This is a genomic window from Telluria sp. ZT3P25 (assembly GCF_059685895.1).
The window spans coordinates 1,507,237-1,525,853 of sequence record NZ_JCASIJ010000001.1; the positions used below are offsets into that span (position 1 = coordinate 1,507,237).

Genomic DNA, 18,617 nt, shown 5'->3' on the forward strand with positions numbered 1-18,617 from the left:
GAAAGCAGTGGTGTGGTGCGCGCCGACCCGATCTGCCACCTTGCGTACTGGAACTGAGTTCAACAGCCCGTGCGAATACGTGAACCATTTGGCCTTCAACCTGAGCCGCGTTAGCTGACACTCGCTGCGCCTTTTTGCATGAACCGTCATTGTCATGGGTGTCAATGACAAAATTGCATGACAATTGCTATAAATTTATCAAGGTTGCTTTTTGGATTGTGGTTTGATACACATCATTTGTCCGCAATAAATCCGAGAATTGTTCTCTTTATCCGCATCTAGGTAGAATAAAACAGATGTAATTGGCTCAAATAAAGCACGCACAATTTGATCGCAACCATTAGTTGGGTTTCCATAACGCATGCTAGGATGGCTTCGTGCTTGTAAAAAGAATAAATCTTTAATTTTCTAGGAGTTACTTTTATGTCAATTCGCCACCTTGTTGTTGCTTCGCTTCTGATCTCCGCCGGGGTAGCCCAGGCTGATGTCGTCTCTTCGACCTCGCAGCCTGCGTTCCAGAGCGGCTGGACCTCGGGTAACGGTTCCAGCGTGATCGGCTCCGGCGTGCTCGGTAGCGGTGTCAGCCTGGTTGGCGGCATTGCACATAATGCAAACTCGGACCTGACATCGGCACTGGTCGGCAAGGCCAGCGCAAGCCTGTCGCAATCGGATGCCCAGAAGCTGTTCGTGCAACAAGGCATTGACGCCAGCTACGTGCTCAGCGCAGGCAACGGCCTGCTGGCGGCGCGCTTCGGCAATTCGGCGGCGGTGATCAATGACGGCGACGGTGTCAAGATCGTGCAAGGACAAACGGGCCAGAGCGGTGGCAGCGCGACTGCGCCAGCCGCTGGCGGCTCGACCGGCGGTGGTGCAGCAGTCGGTGGCAGTACTGCACCTGCACCTGCAGCCGGAAGTAGCGGCAACGGCAGCGTCGACGTCAGCCTGCCGCCTGTCACCGGTGACACGGGCGGTGGCAATGCGACCCAGCCAGGGTCGGAGCCGGTCGCAGCAGTGCCTGCCGCCGATCCAAGCCTGATCCTGCCAAATGACATCAACGAAGTACCAGAGCCAGGCACGATTGCACTGATGCTTGCTGGCCTGGCCGGCGTTGGCATGATCGGTCGCCGCCGCAAGGCTGGTTAAGCCAGCCGGACCGGCACTACAGAGTGGTCTGCCGGCCGCTCACCAACGCATGGCGCCAGCCTGTTCTGGCGCCATGCGCATTTGGGCGCCATCGTATTGCCCCGGGTTTGTCAGTCTGCAATCCGCTTGATCATCGCACTGCTGTCATTTCGCCATCGTTCGCGGGTGACATTGACGCCAAAAGCCGACACATTTTAATTCCTTGAGTCAATTTTTATTCTTTCTGGCATAGAATCTACGCTGCAAGAATTTAATCAAGGAACGGTATGGCAAGGCCAGAGAAAGTGCGTCTCGGCGAAGTATTGATGCAACAAAAGCTGTTGAGCGAAGAGCAACTTCAACAGGCGCTGGCAGACCAGAAACGCACTGGCCGCAAGCTGGGGCGGGTGTTCGTTGAGAGCGGCTTCGTCACCGAAGACCAGATCTCGGGCGCACTGGCGCGCCAGCTCGATATTCCATATATCAACCTCAAGTTCTACAACATCAATGCCGATCTAGTGCGCCTGCTACCGGAAACGGCCGCGCGCCGTTTTCGCGCGCTGGTGCTGGAAGACCGCGGTGAAGCGATGCTGGTGGGTGTATCCGACCCCACCGACCTGTTCGCGTATGACGAGATCGCGCGCCTGATCAAGAAGGGCGTCGAGCTGGCCGTGGTCAACGAGACCGAGGTGCTGGGCGCGATCGACCGCATTTACCGCCGCACTGGCGAGATCACTGGCCTGGCGCGCGAGGTCGAGGCCGATCTGGGCGACGTGTCCATCGACTTCGGCGCGCTGGCCGCGAACCCTGGCCTCGAAGAAGCACCGATCGTCAAGCTGCTGCAATCGGTGTTCGATGACGCGGCGCAGGTGCGCGCGTCGGACATCCACATCGAGCCACAGGACGGACGCCTGCAAATTCGTTTTCGTATCGACGGCGTGTTGCACCTGCAGACCGAGGCCGACCTCAAGGTGGCCACGCCGCTGGCGCTGCGCCTCAAGCTGATGGCCGACCTGGACATCTCCGAAAAACGTCTGCCGCAGGATGGCCGCTTTGCCGTCAAGGTGCGCAACCAGCGCATCGACGTGCGTATCTCGACGATGCCGACGCAGTACGGCGAATCGGTCGTCATGCGTCTGTTGAACCAGGGTGGCACCACGCTGCGCCTGGACGCGATCGGCATGCCGGCGCGCCTGGTCGAGCGCTTTCGCGCAATTGTCGCGCGGCCGAACGGCCTGGTGCTGGTCACCGGGCCGACCGGTAGCGGCAAGACGACGACGCTCTACAGCGCGCTGGCCGAACTCAATTCGGTCGAGAAAAAACTCATCACGGTCGAAGACCCGGTCGAATACCGCCTGTCGGGCATCAACCAGGTCCAGGTCAATGACAAGATCGAGCTGTCCTTTGCGCGCGTGCTGCGCTCGGCGCTGCGGCAAGACCCGGACATTGTGCTGGTGGGCGAGATGCGTGACCAGGAAACCGCGCAGATCGGTCTGCGCGCCGCAATGACGGGTCACCTGGTGCTCTCGACGCTGCACACGAACGATGCGGCCAGCACGCCACTGCGCCTGATGGACATGGGCGTGCCGCGCTACATGGTCGGCGGCTCGCTGCAAGCGGTGCTGGCCCAGCGCCTGGTGCGCGTGATCTGCGAGAGCTGCACGGTCGACTACCAGCCGGCGGCGAACGAAGTCGAATGGCTGCGCTCGGAACTGAAGGAGCTGGCGGCGACCACGCGCTTCTTCCACGGCAAGGGCTGCTCGCACTGCAACGGCACCGGCTACCGGGGCCGCACCGGCGTCTACGAATTGCTGGAAATGACGCGCGCCGTGACCGAGGCTGTCAACCATCCGGACCCGGGCCACTTCCTGAAAGTGGCGCAGGCCGAGATGCGCGGCGACACGCTGCGCCGCCATGCGGTGAGCCTGGCGGTACAGGGCCGTTCGACGATCTCGGAAGCGATGCGGGTCAGTAACCAGTTCGACGACTGAGTCTGGGACCAATAAACGATGCCATTTTTCGCCTATAAAGGCCGCGACGGGCGCGGCGAGCTGCTGCAGGGCGTGCTCGAAGGCGCCGACAGCGGCGCCGTCGCCGACCAGTTGTTCGGCAGCGGCGTCACGCCCCTCGAGATCAGCGTGACCAAGCGCCGCGCGACCAGCGGCGGCAACGGCAGTAGCGTCGGCTGGCGCGAGCGCCTGTTCGAGAAAAAGGTCACGTCGATGGACGTGCAGCTGTTCAGCCGCCAGATCTACACGCTGCTCAAATCCGGCGTGCCGATCATGCGCGGGCTGGCCGGGCTGCAGGAATCCGCCATCAGCACGTCGTTCGCGCGCATCATCAAGGACCTGCGCGAGTCGCTCGACGCCGGGCGCGAGCTGTCCATCGCGATGGGCCGCCACCCGGCCGTGTTCACGCCGTTCTACCTGTCGATGGTCAAGGTCGGCGAAATGACGGGGCGCCTGGAGGAAGTCTTCCTGCGCCTGTTCGACCACCTCGAGTTCGACCGAGACATGCGTGACCGTGTCAAGACGGCGATGCGGTACCCGACCTTTGTCGTCATTGCGATGGTGCTGGCGATGGTCGTTGTCAACGTGTTCGTCATTCCCAAATTCGCGGCGGTGTTCAAATCGTTCGGCGCCGAGCTGCCCTTGATGACGAGGGTATTGCTGGCGACCTCGCAATTTACAGTGGCCTGGTGGCCGACGCTGCTTGGCGCAGCAGTGGCTGCATGGTTCGGCTTTCGCGCGTGGACCCGCTCCCCGGCCGGTCGCCTGACCTGGGACCGCTACAAATTGCGGCTGCCGATCGCCGGCAAGATCATTCACAAGGCCACCATGGCCCGCTTCGCGCGCAGCTTCGCACTGTCGATGCGCAGCGGTGTGCCGATCGTGCAGGCACTGACGGTGGTGTCGCAGACGGCCGACAACGCCTATCTCAGTTCACGCATCGAGCAGATGCGCGACGGCGTCGAGCGCGGCGAAAGCATCCTGCGTACCTCGACTGCTGCCAATGTATTCACGCCGATCGTGCTGCAAATGATTGCGGTGGGCGAAGAAACCGGGTCACTCGACGATTTGATGGATGAGATCGCGCAGATGTATGAGCGCGAGGTCGACTATGAGCTCAAGACACTGTCGAGCCAGATCGAGCCCATTCTGATTTCGTTTCTGGGTGCAATGGTATTGGTGCTGGCACTGGGAATTTTCCTGCCGATATGGGACTTGGGTAATGCCGCTCTGCATAAGCAGTAAGCGGTGGAAGTTGCCGATCAGTTGTCGGTGATATCCGTTTGTGTTGTAGGCATGCAGCAAAGCATTATTTCTTTTCATTTGTAGAAAAGATTTGCTGTGCGGACATAAGAAAGTCATGGGATCACGGTAGAATTGTGCCTGATGTTTCCATGCGCCAATAATGGTGTGGGGAATTAAATCGGTTGGATTCAGCAGGCGCGCCGTCACGGTGCAAGCAGCTCAGCGTGAGCACTGGACGACAGAACGTCCACCCAATATCTTCGGAGAGAACTGATGAACAAAGGTTTCAACAAGGCAGGTCAAGCAGGTTTTACGCTGATCGAACTGATCGTCGTGATCGTGATTCTCGGCATCCTGGCTGCCACTGCGTTGCCGAAATTTACCGGCCTGAGCGGTGATGCACGCAAGGCGTCGCTGCAGGCGGCCCGTGGCGCGCTGAGCGCATCGTCGGCGATGCTGCATGGTCGTGCACTGATTGCACCGAATGAAACCGCGTTTCTCGTTGACGGCAATGTCTCAGTAGCAATGGAGAATGGCTATCCAAAGGCCACGACTGCATTTGCCAATGCGGCTGGCCTGGACGACGATTACAAGGCAACGGTGGCGAACGGCGCACTGAGAATTGAGCCGAAGAATATTCCTACCTCGATGACCAACTGCTTCATCACGTACACCCCGGCTGGCACTGCAGGTGCACTGCCAGTGCTGTCGACCATGCAGGGCGTGACCTGCGATTAAGCGCCTGCTTGATCGAAAGGCACTGCGTCGAATGACATAGGCGCTGCGCGAGCAGCGCCTATTTCTTTTTCGGCGCATCTGCGCCACAGTACACACGCTTCTTTGCCGGTACTGCGACATTTTGTGATTCTCGGCGGCACTCTTGTCTATAATCAAGACTTCTGTCGGTATCGACTTACTCTGCGATCAACACTGGCTGCTTGCATGCGTCTGTTTAAAAGAGCGAAGAAAAAAGATGGCTGGCTTGCTGTTGCCATCGGGCGCGACGGGGTGGCCATCACGAGCGTCAAACGTGCACCAGAGGCCAAGCCACTCGTGCATTTCGCGCAATTCTTTCCGGGTAATTCCGGTGTCGACACCATTGAAAAAGCGGGCCGCGAAGGCCAGGCGGGCGTGCGTCATTGCACCACGCTGCTCAGCGGCGGCGATTACCAGATCCTCAACGTCGAAGCCCCGAACGTCCCACGCGACGAAATGAAGACTGCCGTGCGCTGGCGCCTGAAGGACATTCTCGATTTCCCGGCCGCCGAAGCGACCATCGACGTGCTCGACATCGCGCTGGACGCCAACTCGCGCGCCCAGCAATCGGTGTTCGTCGTCGCGGCAAAGAACAGCATCATCGCGCCGCGCCAGAAGCTCTTTCTCGATGCAAAAGTCGAACTGACCGCCATCGATATCCCGGAAATGGCCCAGCGCAATGTATCCGCCATGCTCGAGCCTGACGGTCGCGGCATCGCCATGCTGTCGTTCGGTGATGACGGCGGCCTGTTGACGGTGTCGTACCGTGGCGAGCTGTACCTGTCGCGCCGCTTCGATGTCACGCTGGCCCAACTGCTCGAACCCGACCACGACCGCAAGCACGCGAGCTTCGACAAGATCACGCTCGAACTGCAACGCTCGCTCGACCATTTCGAGCGCCAGTATTCGTTCATCAGCGTCGCCAAACTGATCCTGGGCCCGTCGTCAGTGACGGGGCTCGAGGAATACCTGTCGAGCAATCTCTACACGCCGGTCGAAACGCTGAACCTGACGACCCTGTTCGATCTGTCCCGCACCCCCGAACTGGCCGACCCGGTGCAGCAGCAGCGCTTCTTTCTGGCTATCGGCGCCGCGCTGCGTGACGGGGAGGGTGCATGAGCCAGCAGATCAATCTGTTTAATCCGGCGTTTCAGCCGCAAAAGCACGTGCTGTCGGCGGGACAGCTGGCGCTCGCTGCAGGCGTGCTCTTCACCTGCATTGCCGGGCTGGCGCTGTGGGGAAGCCTGCAGACGGCCGAACTGCAGCAGCAGGCCAATGCAGGCGCAGTGCAGCTCGACGGGCGGCAGGCGCGCCTGGCGGCGGTCAACACCGAATTCGTGCCGCGCGCAAAAGATGTCACGATGGATGGGCAACTGGTCGATGCCGACCGCAAGCTGGCGGCGATGCGCCACATGTCGGGCGCGCTCGCACGGGGCGAGCTGGGTGACACGAGCGGCTTTGCCGGCTACTTCAAGGCGCTCGCGCGCCAGAGCATGCAGGGCTTGTGGCTGACTGGCGTGACGGTCGATGGGGGCGGCGCGCAGATCGGCATTCGCGGCCGCGCGCTCGATCCGGCGATGGTACCGGGCTACCTCAATCGCCTGACGAATGAGCCGCTGATGCAAGGCAAATCGTTTGCCAGCCTGCAGATCGGCGAAGCGGCGCCGTTGCCGCTGCCGGCAGGCAGCAGCGGCGGCAGCAGCGCAGACGGCCAGGCCCCAACCCGCGCTGCGCCGTACGTTGAATTCAGCCTTCAGTCGGTCGCCGGGGAGCCGCAGCCATGAGCGCGCCGATCAAGCAGCGCCTGCTGCAACTGGCGGCGCGCATGGACGCACTGTCGCTGCGCGAACGCGGCATGGTGTTCGGCGCCACGGTGGCCGTGCTGGCGTTTGCCGGACACACGTTCGTGCTGGCGCCGCAGGACGTTAAGCAGGCGGCACTGCGCACGCAGATCGACCAGCAGCACGCGGCGATTGCCGCCATCGATGGCGAGATCACGGCGCGCGTGGAAGGTTCCCGGATCGACCCGGATGCCCAGTCACGGGCGCGCCTGAACACGATGCAGCAAGAGATGGGGCAGCTGGGCAGCCAGTTGCTGGCGCTCGAACACGGCCTGGTGCCGCCCGAGCGCATGGGGCCACTGGTCGAGGGCATCCTGCGCGCCAATGGCCGCCTCAAGCTCGTGTCGATGCGCACGCTCCCGGCCGAGCCGCTGGCTGCGCCAGGCGCCACGCCCGCCGCCACGCCTCTCGCCACGCCTCCCGCTCCTTCTGCTGCCCCGGCAGGCGCAGCGCCGCAAGCCGGGGGCGACGTACCTTTGCTGTACCGCCACGGCGTCGAGGTCACGGTGCGCGGGAGTTACCTCGACATGGTCGACTACATGAGCGCGCTGGACGCGATGCCGACCCGGATGTTCTGGGGCCGCGCCCGGCTCGACGTTGAGACCTATCCGAGCGCGCGCCTGACGCTCACGCTGCATACGCTCAGCCTGGACCGACAATGGATGAAGCTGTGAAACACCTGACCAAGACCCTGCTGGCCTGCCTCGCGCTGTGCGCACTGTCTGCCGTCGCGCAGCCATTGCAGGACCCGACCCGTCCACCCGCCGGCATGGACCGGATCGCGCTCGATCCGGCCGTGCAGGCCAACGTCCCGCGCCTGCAGTCGGTGCTGATTGCACCGCATGCGGGCGGTCGCCACGTGGCCGTCATCGACGGCGAGACGCTGCGCCTGGGCGAGCGTTACAAGGGCGCACTGATCACCAGCATCAAGCCCGGCGAGGTGGTCCTGGTGCGTGGTAACGCGCGCCAGGTGCTGCGCATGGATGCACCGCTGTCCGGCATGACGCCGGTTGCCCGCTAACCGATGAAGTACGTACCCACCATGACACCCAAGTTTGTAATGGCGCCGCGCGCGCTGGCCGTGGCGCTTGCCGTCACCGTGCTCCTTGGCGGTTGCCAGAGCGCGCCGCAGAATGCCACCTATGACGCGATCACGAAAGAGCTGACGAAAGCCAGCAGCCAGCAGGGCGCCCGTCCTGCAGTGGACGACGCGGTCGCCAATGCGCTGCTGCCGCCGGCGGCAACGCTGGCCAGTCAGCTGCCCAAGGCACGCCCGGCGCTGGAAGAGCGCTTCAACGTCGCCTTCAACAACGTGCCGGCGCAGCAGTTCTTCCGCTCGATCGTGGCCGGCACCCGCTACAACATGCTGGTGCACCCGGACGTGACGGGCAATATCAGCGCCAACCTGAAGGACGTGACGCTGGTCGAAACGCTGGAAGCCGTGCGCGACATGTACGGCTACGACTACAAGATCGACGGCGCTCGCATCGCAATCCGCCCGCTGACGATGCAGACCCGCATGTTTCACGTGAATTACCTGACGGCCCAGCGCAGCGGCAGTTCCAACCTGCGCGTGTCGTCGACATCGGTGGCCGACGCTGGCAATGGCAATAACAATAACAACAACGGCAGCGGTGGCAATAACAATCGCAGCCAGAACAACAATAACCAGAACGGCAACAACGGCAACAACAACAACAACAACAACAGCAGCAACGGCCAGACCCAGACCAACAGCACCGACGTGCGCACGCACTCTGACAACGACTTCTGGGGCGACCTGAAGCTGTCGATCGCCGCCATCGTCGGTTCGACCGAAGGCGGTCGCAGCGTCGTGGTCAGCCCGCAATCGGGCGTGCTCGTGATCCGCGCGATGCCGGACGAATTGCGCAACGTCGACGCTTACCTGAAGGCCACCCAGTTGTCGGTCGACCGCCAGGTCATTTTGGAAGCCAAGATCCTCGAAGTGGAACTGAACGACAGTTTCCAGAGCGGCATCAACTGGGCCTCGTTCGCTTCGTTCCGCGGCTCGCACCCCAACCGCGTCTCGGGCGGCCTGATTTCACCCGGCGCCAACCTGGCGCCACTGCCCTACACGGGCGGCCAGCCGGCCGTGATCAACAGCGGCCAGGGCCTCGCGGCCAGCACCGGCTTCTCGCTGTCGAATGCTGCCACGGCGGCCGGCTCGCTGTTCGGCTTCGCGTTCCAGACGAATAACTTCGCAGCGCTGATCACATTCCTCGAATCGCAGGGCAGCGTGCACGTGCTGTCGAGCCCACGCATCGCCGCAGTCAACAACCAGAAGGCCGTGCTCAAGATCGGCACCGATGAATTCTTCGTCACTGGCGTGACCAACAACATCACGACCGGCGACAACGGCAGCATCGTCAGCCCGAGCGTGACGGTGCAGCCGTTCTTCTCCGGCGTCGTGCTGGACGTGACGCCGCAGATCGACGCCAGCGGCAACATCCTGCTGCACGTGCACCCGTCGGTCAGCCAGGTCACGACCGTCAATAAGGATGTCGACCTGGGTTCGGGCGGCACGCTGCGCCTGCCGCTGGCGGCATCGAGCACGTCGGAACTCGACAGCATCGTGCGCGGCCGCAACGGGCAGGTCGTCGCCATCGGCGGCCTGATGCGCCAGGCGTCCACCGGCGACACCGACCAGCTGCCGGGCGCCGACAAGATTCCGCTCCTGGGCAACCTGTTTCGCAACAAGAATCGGACCAACCAGAAGCGCGAGCTGGTCGTGTTGATCAAGCCGACCATCGTCGAAGGCGCCAGCGACTGGAGCGAAGACATGATGGACGCGAGCCGCCGCATCGAGCAGCTCGATCCCCGCCGCCGTGCGCCTGGCTTGGGCGTCGACTGATGTACGCGGCACATTTTGGCCTGCGTGAGCTGCCGTTCGGGATCACGCCGGACACCAGCTTCTTCTTCGGCAGCCCGCGCTCGCAGGAAGCGCTCAACACGCTGCTGGTCGCGGCGCGCAGCGGCGAAGGCTTCATCAAGATCACGGGCGAAGTCGGTACCGGCAAGACGCTGTTGTGCCGCAAGTTCATGGCGACGCTGGGTGAAGGGTTCGTCACGGCCTACATCCCGAACCCGTACCTCGAACCGCGCACCTTGATGCTGGCGCTGGCCGACGAACTGGAGATCGTGCTCGAGCGCGACGTTGACCAGCATCAGCTGCTCAAGGCGATCAACCTGCGCCTGCTGCAACTGGCCGCGCAGGACCTGCGTGTCGTGCTGTGCCTGGACGAAGCGCAGGCCATTCCTGTCGACAGCCTGGAAGCCCTGCGGCTGCTGACGAACCTGGAAACGGAGAAGCGCAAGCTGCTGCAGATCGTCCTGTTCGGCCAGCCCGAACTCAATCGCAAGCTCCAACTGGACTCGATCCGCCAGCTGGCCCAGCGCATCACGTTCCACTATCACCTGGGACCATTGAATCGCGACGACATCGATTTCTATGTGGCGCACCGGCTGCGCGTGGCCGGCTTTACCGGGGCGCGGCTGTTTTCCAGCGCCGCGATCCGCAGCCTGTACAAGGCCAGCGGCGGCGTGCCGCGCCTGGTCAACATCATGGCGCACAAGGCGATGATGCTCAGTTACGGGCAGGGCAAGCAGCAGGTCGCAGGTGGGCATGTCGCGATTGCCGCGCGTGACACGGTGGGCGTGGGGCGCGCGATCCGTCAGTGGCTGACGGGCGGTGCGATCGTCATGGGCGCCCTTGGCGTGTTTGCCTGGATGGTGGCGCCATGAGCCTGATTAACACGATGCTCAAGGATCTCGATGCGCGCGCCGGCCAGCCCGGCGCGGCGCCCCTGCCGGCCGATGTACGGCCCGTGGTTGCGCCCGAGCGCCGTGGACCGGTGCTGCGCGCAGCGCTGGTTGGTGGCGCGCTGCTGGCAGTCGGCGCCGGTGTGGTTGGCTGGAAGACGATGCAGACGGCGCCCACGCCAACGCCAGCGCCCGCCGTGCTGGCGGCTGCGCCAGTCGCGGCACGGACGGCGGTGGTGGTCGCCATGCCGGCGGCAGCGCCGGTTCAGGTGGTCGATGTGGCGCCAGCTGCGCCGGTTGCGGCGCCGATGCCGGCGCCAGAACCGGAGCCGAAGCCGGAGCCAAAACCGGAGCCTGAACCGGCACCGGCAGCCAAGCCTGCCGCGCCGGTCAGCAAGCCGCCAAGCACCAAGCTCGCGCCACGTACGGTGTCGGTGGCGAAGACGGTACCGGCCGCACCGGTTGCCGGCCGCACCGCCACGTCGTCGCAACGGGCCGAAAATGCTTACCGGCGCGCGCTCGGTGTGCTGGAAGACGGCCGCGTCACGGAAGCCATCGCCACGTTGCAGGCGGGCCTGCAGATCGATCCGCGCCACGAAGCGGCGCGCCAGACGCTGGTGGGTCTGCTGATTGAAGCGGGCCGTCCGGACGATGCGATGCGCCAGTTGCAGGCGGCCCTCGCGATCGACGCACGCCAGCCGGCGCTGGCGATGCTGCTGGCACGCCTGCAGCTCGAACGGAGCGGGCCGGCTATCGATACCTTGATGCGCACGCTGCCCTATGCGGCGGGCAATGGCGAGTACCACGCATTCCTGGCCGGCGTGCTGCAGCGCGAAGGCCGCGCACGTGAAGCAGCCGAGAATTACCAGGCTGCGCTCAGGCGCGCGCCTGGCAACGGTGTGTGGTGGATGGGCCTGGGCATCGCGCTGCAGGCCGACAAGCGCGATGCCGAGGCGCTTGCCGCGTTCGCGCGGGCGCAGGCCAGCGGCACGCTGTCGCCCGAACTGCAGGCCTTCGTCGAGCGTCGGCTGGGCCAACTCGGTCGTTGAGGTCGCCGCCGGGGAGGGCGGGCATGGTAAAGTGTCATGCCTGCGCAGGTACCCCTGCGCAGCTCCCCGGTCAACGAGCGTGACCCAATAACAGTACCCCGGGTGTCCCATGAACTTGTTCGAACATTTGGCCTTGCTGGCCGTGCTGGTGCTTGCGGCGGGCTTCCTGTCGCTCACCGAAATCTCGCTGGCAGGCGCCCGCAAAATCAAACTCAAATTGCTGGCCGAGGCGGGCGACGACCGTGCCCGCAAGGTCATGGCGCTGCAGGCCCATTCGGCCGATTTCTTCGCCGCCTCGCAGCTTGGCCTGAACGCCATTGCGATCCTCGGCGGTATCCTGGGCGAAGGGGCGCTGCGCCCGTTCTTCCTCGAGTGGCTGTCCGTGTTCTACGCAGGGCCGGGCCGCGAAAACATCGCCTTTACGCTGTCGTTCGTGTTCGTCACCACGCTGTTCGTGCTGTTCTCGGACCTGATGCCCAAGCGCCTGGCCCTGATCTCGCCCGAGACGACGGCGATGGCGGTAATTCGCCCGGTGCTGTTCGTCATCCGCCTGTTCAAGCCGTTTTCGTGGACGCTGAACGTGATCGCCAACGGCTTGTTCAAGCTGTTTGGCATCAACATGACGCGCGAAGACCGGATTACGTTCGATGAAATCTCGGCCGTCGTGGAAGCGGGTGCGCAGGCCGGCGTGCTGCAAAAGCAGGAGCAGCACTTCATCGAGAACGTGTTCGAACTCGAATCGCGCGCCGTGACGTCGACGATGACGACGCGCGAGAACATCGTGTTCTTCGACCTGACCGAGCCCGAAGAAAGCGTGCGCCAGAAGATCGCTGCGCACTCGCTGTCAAAATTCCCCGTCTGCGACGGCGTGATCGATCGCGTGGTCGGTTATGTCGACACGCGCGACATCCTGGTGCGCCTGCTGAACAACCAGTCGCACTTCCATCTGAGCGAATCGACGATCCGCACGGTGCTGATCATTCCCGACAGCCTGACGCTGTCCGAGCTGCTGGACCGCTTCCGCTCCAGCAAGGAGACCTTCGCGGTCGTCATCAACGAGTATGCGTTTGTCGTCGGCGTGATCACGCTGTCGGACATCATGGTCACTGTGATGGGGCGCTGGGGCAGCCCGCTGGAAGCCGACCAGCAGACGATGCAGCGCGAAGACGGCTCGTGGCTGATCGACGGCAGCACCCCGGTGGCGGAAATGAAGCGCGTGATCGACCTGCAGTCGCTGCCGGAAGAAGAGCGCTACGAAACGGCGGCCGGCTTCATGATGTTCATGCTGCGCAAGGTGCCCAAGCAGACCGACAGTGTCGAGTACGAAGGCATGCGCTTCGAGGTGCTCGACGTCGACCATCACCGGATCGACCAGATACTGGTCAAGCGCCTCGACCCGGGGCAGAAGGCGCTCGGGGCGGCGACGCCTGCCGCCCACTAGGTACCAACGAAACTGCGCTTATAACTGAGCCTACAACCGTGCGAGACGCTCCAGCGCAAGCTGCAGCGTCTCGTCTTTTTTCGCAAAGCAGAAACGCACCACGTGCGACTCTTTCGGCTGGCTGTAGAACGCCGAGACGGGAATGGCGGCGACCTTGATCTCGCGGGTCAGCCGTTCGGCAAACTCCGCTTCACTCAAATCCGAGATCGCGTCGTAGCGCACGCACTGGAAGTACGTGCCATCCGATGGCAACAGCGTGAAGCGCGACGCCGCCAACCCGGCGCGGAACAGGTCGCGCTTGGCCTGGTAGAACGCCGGCAGGTCGCGCCACGGCGCCGGGTCCTGCAGGTAGGTGGCAATCGCGTGCTGCATCGGCGCGTTGACGCAAAAGACGTTGTACTGGTGGACCTTGCGAAACTCGACCATCAATGCTGCCGGCGCGGCGACGTAACCGATCTTCCAGCCGGTGACGTGGAAGGTCTTGCCGAAGCTCGAGACGACAAATGCACGTTCGGCCAGCGCCGGATGGCGCGCCACCGAGGCGTGCGGCTCGCCGTCGAACACCATGTGTTCATACACTTCGTCCGACAGCACCAGGATCTGCGTGTTCTGCACGATCGTCACCAGGGCCTCGAGATCGGCCTGGCGCAGGATCGTGCCGGTCGGGTTATGCGGCGTGTTGATGACGACCATGCGCGTGCGCGGCGTGACCGCTGCCCGCACGTCGTTCCACTCAACGCGGTAGCCATCGGCGTCCAGCCGCATCGTCACTGGCACCACCACACCGCCCGCCAGCGCAATGGCCGGCGCGTAGCAATCGTAGGCCGGCTCGATGACGATCACCTCGTCACCCGGGTGCACGACGGCCAGGATCGCCGACTGGATCGCCTGGCTGGCGCCGGCAGTGACCGTGATGTCGGTATTCGCATCGTAGCGGTGGCCGTAGGTGGCCTCGATCTTGGCCGCAATCGCCTGGCGCAGTGCCGGCAGGCCGGTCATCGGCGGATACTGGTTATGGCCGGCGCGCATTGCGTCGGTCACCAGGTCGACCAGCGCCGGATCGCACGCGAAATCGGGGAAACCCTGTCCGAGGTTGACGGCGCCATGGTCGATGGCCAGTTGCGACATGCGGGTGAACACGGTGGTGCCGACGTGCGGCAGGCGGGAGACCAGCGGTGGAAGGCTCATGAATGCATCCTGATCGAAAGCAGTTGGGTGAAGCCTTATTCTAGCGTGCCTTCGGCCCTGGCCTGGCGCCACGTGGCGACCCACACCTCGGGCAGCATGATGCGAAACAGCCCCGCCTGCGCAGTCTTGCGTCCCAGCTTGAGCAGCGCCTTGTCCTTGCTGACCAGGATCGACGCGCCGGCGTCGCGCGCGAGCTCCATGAATTTCTGGTCGTCGCGGTCGGTACACACGGGCAGGCGGATCGCTTTCGAATCGACGTCAACGAGGCGCAGCAGTGCGTCGAAGCGGGCGGCGGCGGCCAGGCGGCTGTCGTCGTCCAGCGGCAAGTGCTGGTAGTGCAGCACGGCCAGGTATTCGGCGCGGCAGTCGGCGCGCGTGATGGCATCGATCTCCTTCGACTCAATCGCGGCGAGCAGGTCGGCCCAGCGCGGATCGTGGAACACGAACAGGTCGAGCAGCACATTGGTGTCGATGACGATGGTTGGGGCTGGAGCGGTTATCATGTCGGTTGTTTATTTATGGAAAAGTTTCGTACGGCCATGCTGATTGTCCTGTCTCCCGCCAAGTCCCTCGATCTCGAATCGCCCCTGACCACGCCGCACCAGTCCACACCCGACTTCATTGCCCATGCAGGCGAACTGATCGAGGTCCTGCGCGGCCATTCACCCGCATCGATCAGCGAATTGATGGACCTGTCCGACGCGCTGTCGATGCTCAACGTCGGGCGCTACGCCCATTGGGATGCCGATCATGGTGAGGCGCGGCCGGCGATCATGTCGTTCAATGACGACGTGTACACGGGGTTCGACGCGCGCACGCTGGACACGGAGGCGCTGACGTTTGCCCAGCGCCACGTGCGCATCCTGTCGGGCTTGTACGGCGTACTGCGGCCGCTTGACCAGATGCATCCGTATCGCCTGGAAATGGGCACCCGGCTGGCCACCCCGCGCGGCAAGGACCTGTATGCGTTCTGGGGCGAGACGATCACTGCTGCCCTGAACCGGCAACTGGCCGAGAACGGCTCGACGGCGCTGGTGAACCTGGCCTCGACCGAGTACTTCAAGTCGGTCAAGCCCAGGCTGCTGGCCGCGCCCGTCATCGAACCCGTGTTCCAGGACTGGAAGAACGGCAATTACAAGATCATTTCGTTCTATGCCAAGCGGGCGCGCGGGATGATGGCGCGCTATGCCACCGAGAACGGCATCACGGATCCGGAGGAGCTCAAGGACTTCGATGTCGACGGCTACGCATTCGAACCGGCGGCGTCAAGCGAGCGCGCGTGGGTGTTCCGGCGCCGCATCGCCGTGTAGGGCAAGCCACGGCAGGGCAGACACGACAAAGGCGCCGCGTGGCGCCTTTGTTCTTTGCCGGACCCGGCGCTTACTGCACCGCATCCTTCGGCGCCGCCTTGGCGCCACCCTTGGACCAGAACTTCCACCACGGCGCATCGCCGCGTGCGTTCGGATTCAGGAAGTAGCTGTCCGGATAGTTCAGCGCGAACACACGCTGCGTATCGTCGCGCAGCAGCGGCATGCCGAGCTTGTCGTACGAGCGGATCATGATGAACAGCGCTTCTTCGCGTGCCGGAGCGTCGGTGTAGTTGGTCACCGCATCCTGGGCACGATTGAGCGCCGCCAGATACGAGCCGCGGCGATAGTAGTAATTCGCCACGTGCACTTCGTACTGGGCCATCGCATTGATCAGATAGCTCATGCGCTCCGTCGCGTCGGCCGCGTACTTGCTGTTCGGGTACTTGTCGACCAGCGCCTTGAACGCGGCGAACGCTTCACGCGTCGCGCGCGGATCGCGCTCGGTCGGGTCCTGCGAGTACACGAAGCTGAAGAACCCGAGCTGATCGTTGAAATTGATCAGGCCACGCAGATAGTACATGTAGTCGACCTGGGGGTGGTTCGGGTGCAGCTTGATGAAGCGCTCGACCGCCGCCAGCGCTTGCGCCTGGTCAGCCGACTTGTAGTGGGCGTACGCCACTTCCATCTGCGCTTGTGTTGCATACACGCCGAATGGGAAGTTGGTTTCGAGCCGGTTGAACAACGGGATTGCGGCTTCGTAGTGCCCACCTGCCATCTCTTCGCGCGCCTCAGCGTATAATTTCTCCGCCGACCAGTTTTTGGACTCGTGCTTGGCCTTTGGCAGCATACTGCATGCCGACAGACCGACGAGGGCGCAAGTAGCGACCAACACAGACAATTTTTTTTGCATAGCTTTTTGCAAGAAATGTTTTACCTAGATTCAACGAACGGCTGATTATAGCCGATGGGACTCACGTGATATTAACTCCTGCGCCGAATCCGGCGGATTTACCGATTGACCCTGATTTTGACGATGAACTGGAGATCGGGTTCGTCCCGTTGCCAGGCACCGATCTGTCGCCCATTACCCTGGCGCTGCAAGAGGAACACTGCGGCCAGCGCCTCGACAAGGTAGTGGCCGGCCTCGTGCCCCAGTTCTCGCGCAGCCGCCTGCAGCAATGGTTCGAAAGCGGCCACATCACGGTTGACGGTAAACCGGCCCGGGGCAAGGACACGGCCTATGGCGATGAAGCCATTGTCGTCGTGCCACAAGCTGCGCCTGAAGACACGGCGTTCGCGCCGGAAGCGATGGATCTCACCATCGTGTACGAAGACGACGACATCATGGTCGTCAACAAGCCGGCGGGCCTCGTCGTGCACCCGGGTTCGGGCAACTGGACCGGCACGCTGCTCAACGGCCTGCTGCATCACTGTCCGCAACTGGTTGGCGTGCCGCGCGCCGGCATCGTCCACCGTCTCGACAAGGATACCAGTGGCCTGATGGTCGTCGGCAAAACGCTCGCCGCCCAGACCGACCTTGTACGCCAGCTGCAGGCACGCACCGTCAAGCGCGAATACTTCGCGCTGGTGTGGGGCACGCCGCGCTTGTCGGGCACGATCGACAGCCCGATGGGGCGCGATGCCAAGGACCGCGTCAAGATGGCGGTCTCGAGCAGCCCGTTCGCCAAGCCGGCAATCACCCATTACGAGCGCGTCATTTCGGGCGAGCTCGATCGGCGTCCCGTCACGCTGGTGCGCTGCCGCCTCGAAACAGGCCGCACCCACCAGATTCGCGTGCACATGCAATCGCTGGGCTTTTCGCTTGTCGGCGACGCCGTGTACGGCAAGCGCCACCTGACGCCGGTGTTCCCGCGCCAGGCGCTGCAGGCGCGTCGCCTGGGCCTCGTGCATCCGGCCACCGGTGAGCAATGCGAGTGGACCGTGCCATTGGCCGACGATTTCGCCGAGCTGATCGCGCGTGCAGGCATCGAAGAGCCGGAACTGGGCGAGTTCGGCACGGCGATCGAGGATGCCGCGGACGACGACAACGGCGTCGTCACCTACCGCGCATGAGCACGCTTGACCGGTCAGCGCTGGTCTGGCCCGATTGGCCTGACTTGCCGGCAACCGTCGGCGCGCTGGCGACCAGTCGCGACGGTGGCGTCTCCGTCGGTCCGTACGACGACGGCAAGGGTGGCGGGGGCCTGAATCTGGGCCTGCACGTGAATGACGCGCCCGACGCCGTCGCGGCCAACCGCGCCTTGCTGCAAGACTGGTTGCCTGGCCGCCCGGCCTGGATCGCCCAGGTGCATGGCGCCGACGTTGTCGATGCCGGCACCGTGGGCCCGAGCCACCCAGTGCGCACGGGCGATGCCAGCATCGCCACGATGCCTGGTGTCGTCTGCGCCATCCTGACTGCCGATTGTCTGCCGGTGCTGTTTGCCGATCTGGATGGCAAGGTGGTGGGCGCTGCGCATGCCGGCTGGCGCGGGTTGGCTGGCGGGGTGCTGGGTTCGACCGTGCGCGCGATGCGCGCGGCCGGTGCGGGCGAGATCACAGCGTGGCTGGGGCCGGCTATCGGTCCCGATGCGTTCGAGGTTGGCGACGACGTGGTGGCTGCATTTTCTGCGGCGCTGCCGGGCGACGCAACACGTTCCTGCTTCTCTGCCTACCCGGGTCGCCCGGGTAAGTACCTCGCCGACATGTTCACGCTGGCACGTTTGATGCTGGCGCGTGACGGTGTCGAACGCGTGCATGGTGGCGGGCTGTGTACGGCCAGTGCGCCGGAGCGCTTTTATTCCTACCGCCGCGATGGCGTGACGGGCCGCCAGGCCAGTCTTATCTGGCTCAACCAGACCTGACGTGCGATGCAGTGC

At 63.6% G+C, this 18,617-nt stretch carries 18 protein-coding genes; 15 read left to right on the forward strand and 3 right to left on the reverse strand.

Annotated features, from left to right (window positions below; all coding sequences use genetic code 11):
• The first annotated feature begins 423 nt into the window (after window positions 1–423).
• The 12 genes from AC56LY_RS06895 to paeA all read left to right on the forward strand — a co-directional run bounded on the left by AC56LY_RS06895 (window position 424) and on the right by paeA (window position 13,243).
• A complete protein-coding gene (locus AC56LY_RS06895; RefSeq protein WP_499577751.1) occupies window positions 424–1,143 on the forward strand; it encodes a PEP-CTERM sorting domain-containing protein in 720 nt (239 codons plus the stop codon).
• A gap of 266 nt (window positions 1,144–1,409) precedes the next feature.
• Window positions 1,410–3,113 (forward strand): GspE/PulE family protein, encoded by a 1,704-nt coding sequence (locus tag AC56LY_RS06900; RefSeq protein WP_499577752.1) that lies wholly within the window; start codon window positions 1,410–1,412, stop codon window positions 3,111–3,113.
• Window positions 3,114–3,131: 18 nt separating this feature from the next.
• A complete protein-coding gene (locus tag AC56LY_RS06905; protein WP_499577754.1) occupies window positions 3,132–4,376 on the forward strand; it encodes a type II secretion system F family protein in 1,245 nt (414 codons plus the stop codon).
• A 273-nt stretch (window positions 4,377–4,649) separates the two neighbouring features.
• Complete coding sequence (locus AC56LY_RS06910; protein WP_499577755.1) at window positions 4,650–5,114, forward strand: type II secretion system protein; 465 nt, start codon at window positions 4,650–4,652, stop codon at window positions 5,112–5,114.
• A gap of 204 nt (window positions 5,115–5,318) precedes the next feature.
• A complete protein-coding gene (locus AC56LY_RS06915; RefSeq protein WP_499577757.1) occupies window positions 5,319–6,251 on the forward strand; it encodes an agglutinin biogenesis protein MshI in 933 nt (310 codons plus the stop codon).
• A complete protein-coding gene (locus tag AC56LY_RS06920; protein WP_499577758.1) occupies window positions 6,248–6,916 on the forward strand; it encodes a PilN domain-containing protein in 669 nt (222 codons plus the stop codon). The genes AC56LY_RS06915 and AC56LY_RS06920 overlap by 4 nt, the downstream gene beginning before the upstream one ends.
• Window positions 6,913–7,647, forward strand: coding sequence for a hypothetical protein (locus AC56LY_RS06925; protein ID WP_499577759.1), 735 nt, complete (start codon window positions 6,913–6,915; stop codon window positions 7,645–7,647). The genes AC56LY_RS06920 and AC56LY_RS06925 overlap by 4 nt, the downstream gene beginning before the upstream one ends.
• Complete coding sequence (locus AC56LY_RS06930) at window positions 7,644–7,994, forward strand: hypothetical protein (RefSeq protein ID WP_499577760.1); 351 nt, start codon at window positions 7,644–7,646, stop codon at window positions 7,992–7,994. The genes AC56LY_RS06925 and AC56LY_RS06930 overlap by 4 nt, the downstream gene beginning before the upstream one ends.
• 21 nt (window positions 7,995–8,015) lie before the next feature.
• Window positions 8,016–9,845: a pilus (MSHA type) biogenesis protein MshL gene (gene mshL, locus AC56LY_RS06935; protein WP_499577762.1), complete on the forward strand. Its 1,830-nt coding sequence runs from the start codon at window positions 8,016–8,018 to the stop codon at window positions 9,843–9,845.
• Window positions 9,845–10,735 carry an ExeA family protein gene (locus AC56LY_RS06940; RefSeq protein ID WP_499574430.1) on the forward strand — a complete coding sequence of 297 codons (891 nt, stop codon included), beginning with the start codon at window positions 9,845–9,847 and terminating at the stop codon, window positions 10,733–10,735. Before mshL ends, AC56LY_RS06940 begins: the two co-directional genes overlap by 1 nt.
• Window positions 10,732–11,802 carry a tetratricopeptide repeat protein gene (locus AC56LY_RS06945; RefSeq protein ID WP_499577763.1) on the forward strand — a complete coding sequence of 357 codons (1,071 nt, stop codon included), beginning with the start codon at window positions 10,732–10,734 and terminating at the stop codon, window positions 11,800–11,802. The genes AC56LY_RS06940 and AC56LY_RS06945 overlap by 4 nt, the downstream gene beginning before the upstream one ends.
• Before the next feature lie 109 nt (window positions 11,803–11,911).
• Entirely contained in the window at window positions 11,912–13,243 is a 1,332-nt protein-coding gene (gene paeA, locus AC56LY_RS06950) for a polyamine export protein PaeA (protein WP_258837819.1), read from the forward strand.
• Window positions 13,244–13,273: 30 nt separating this feature from the next.
• On the opposite strand, the gene AC56LY_RS06955 is transcribed toward paeA, so the two are convergent.
• On the reverse strand, window positions 13,274–14,431 hold the full coding sequence (locus tag AC56LY_RS06955; RefSeq protein ID WP_499577764.1) for a pyridoxal phosphate-dependent aminotransferase: 1,158 nt from the start codon (window positions 14,429–14,431) through the stop codon (window positions 13,274–13,276).
• Window positions 14,432–14,466: 35 nt separating this feature from the next.
• A complete protein-coding gene (locus AC56LY_RS06960; protein WP_499577768.1) occupies window positions 14,467–14,934 on the reverse strand; it encodes a putative toxin-antitoxin system toxin component, PIN family in 468 nt (155 codons plus the stop codon).
• A 36-nt stretch (window positions 14,935–14,970) separates the two neighbouring features.
• On the opposite strand from AC56LY_RS06960, the gene yaaA reads away from it, so the two are divergent.
• Window positions 14,971–15,741 carry a peroxide stress protein YaaA gene (yaaA, locus tag AC56LY_RS06965; RefSeq protein WP_499581976.1) on the forward strand — a complete coding sequence of 257 codons (771 nt, stop codon included), beginning with the start codon at window positions 14,971–14,973 and terminating at the stop codon, window positions 15,739–15,741.
• Between the two features lie 70 nt (window positions 15,742–15,811).
• On the opposite strand, the gene AC56LY_RS06970 is transcribed toward yaaA, so the two are convergent.
• Window positions 15,812–16,651: an outer membrane protein assembly factor BamD gene (locus AC56LY_RS06970; protein WP_499577772.1), complete on the reverse strand. Its 840-nt coding sequence runs from the start codon at window positions 16,649–16,651 to the stop codon at window positions 15,812–15,814.
• Between the two features lie 65 nt (window positions 16,652–16,716).
• Here AC56LY_RS06970 and AC56LY_RS06975 point away from each other — a divergent pair, with 65 nt between their 5' ends.
• Window positions 16,717–17,814: an RluA family pseudouridine synthase gene (locus tag AC56LY_RS06975; protein WP_183551769.1), complete on the forward strand. Its 1,098-nt coding sequence runs from the start codon at window positions 16,717–16,719 to the stop codon at window positions 17,812–17,814.
• On the forward strand, window positions 17,811–18,602 hold the full coding sequence (gene pgeF / locus AC56LY_RS06980; RefSeq protein WP_499577773.1) for a peptidoglycan editing factor PgeF: 792 nt from the start codon (window positions 17,811–17,813) through the stop codon (window positions 18,600–18,602). Before AC56LY_RS06975 ends, pgeF begins: the two co-directional genes overlap by 4 nt.
• Window positions 18,603–18,617: the final 15 nt, after the last annotated feature.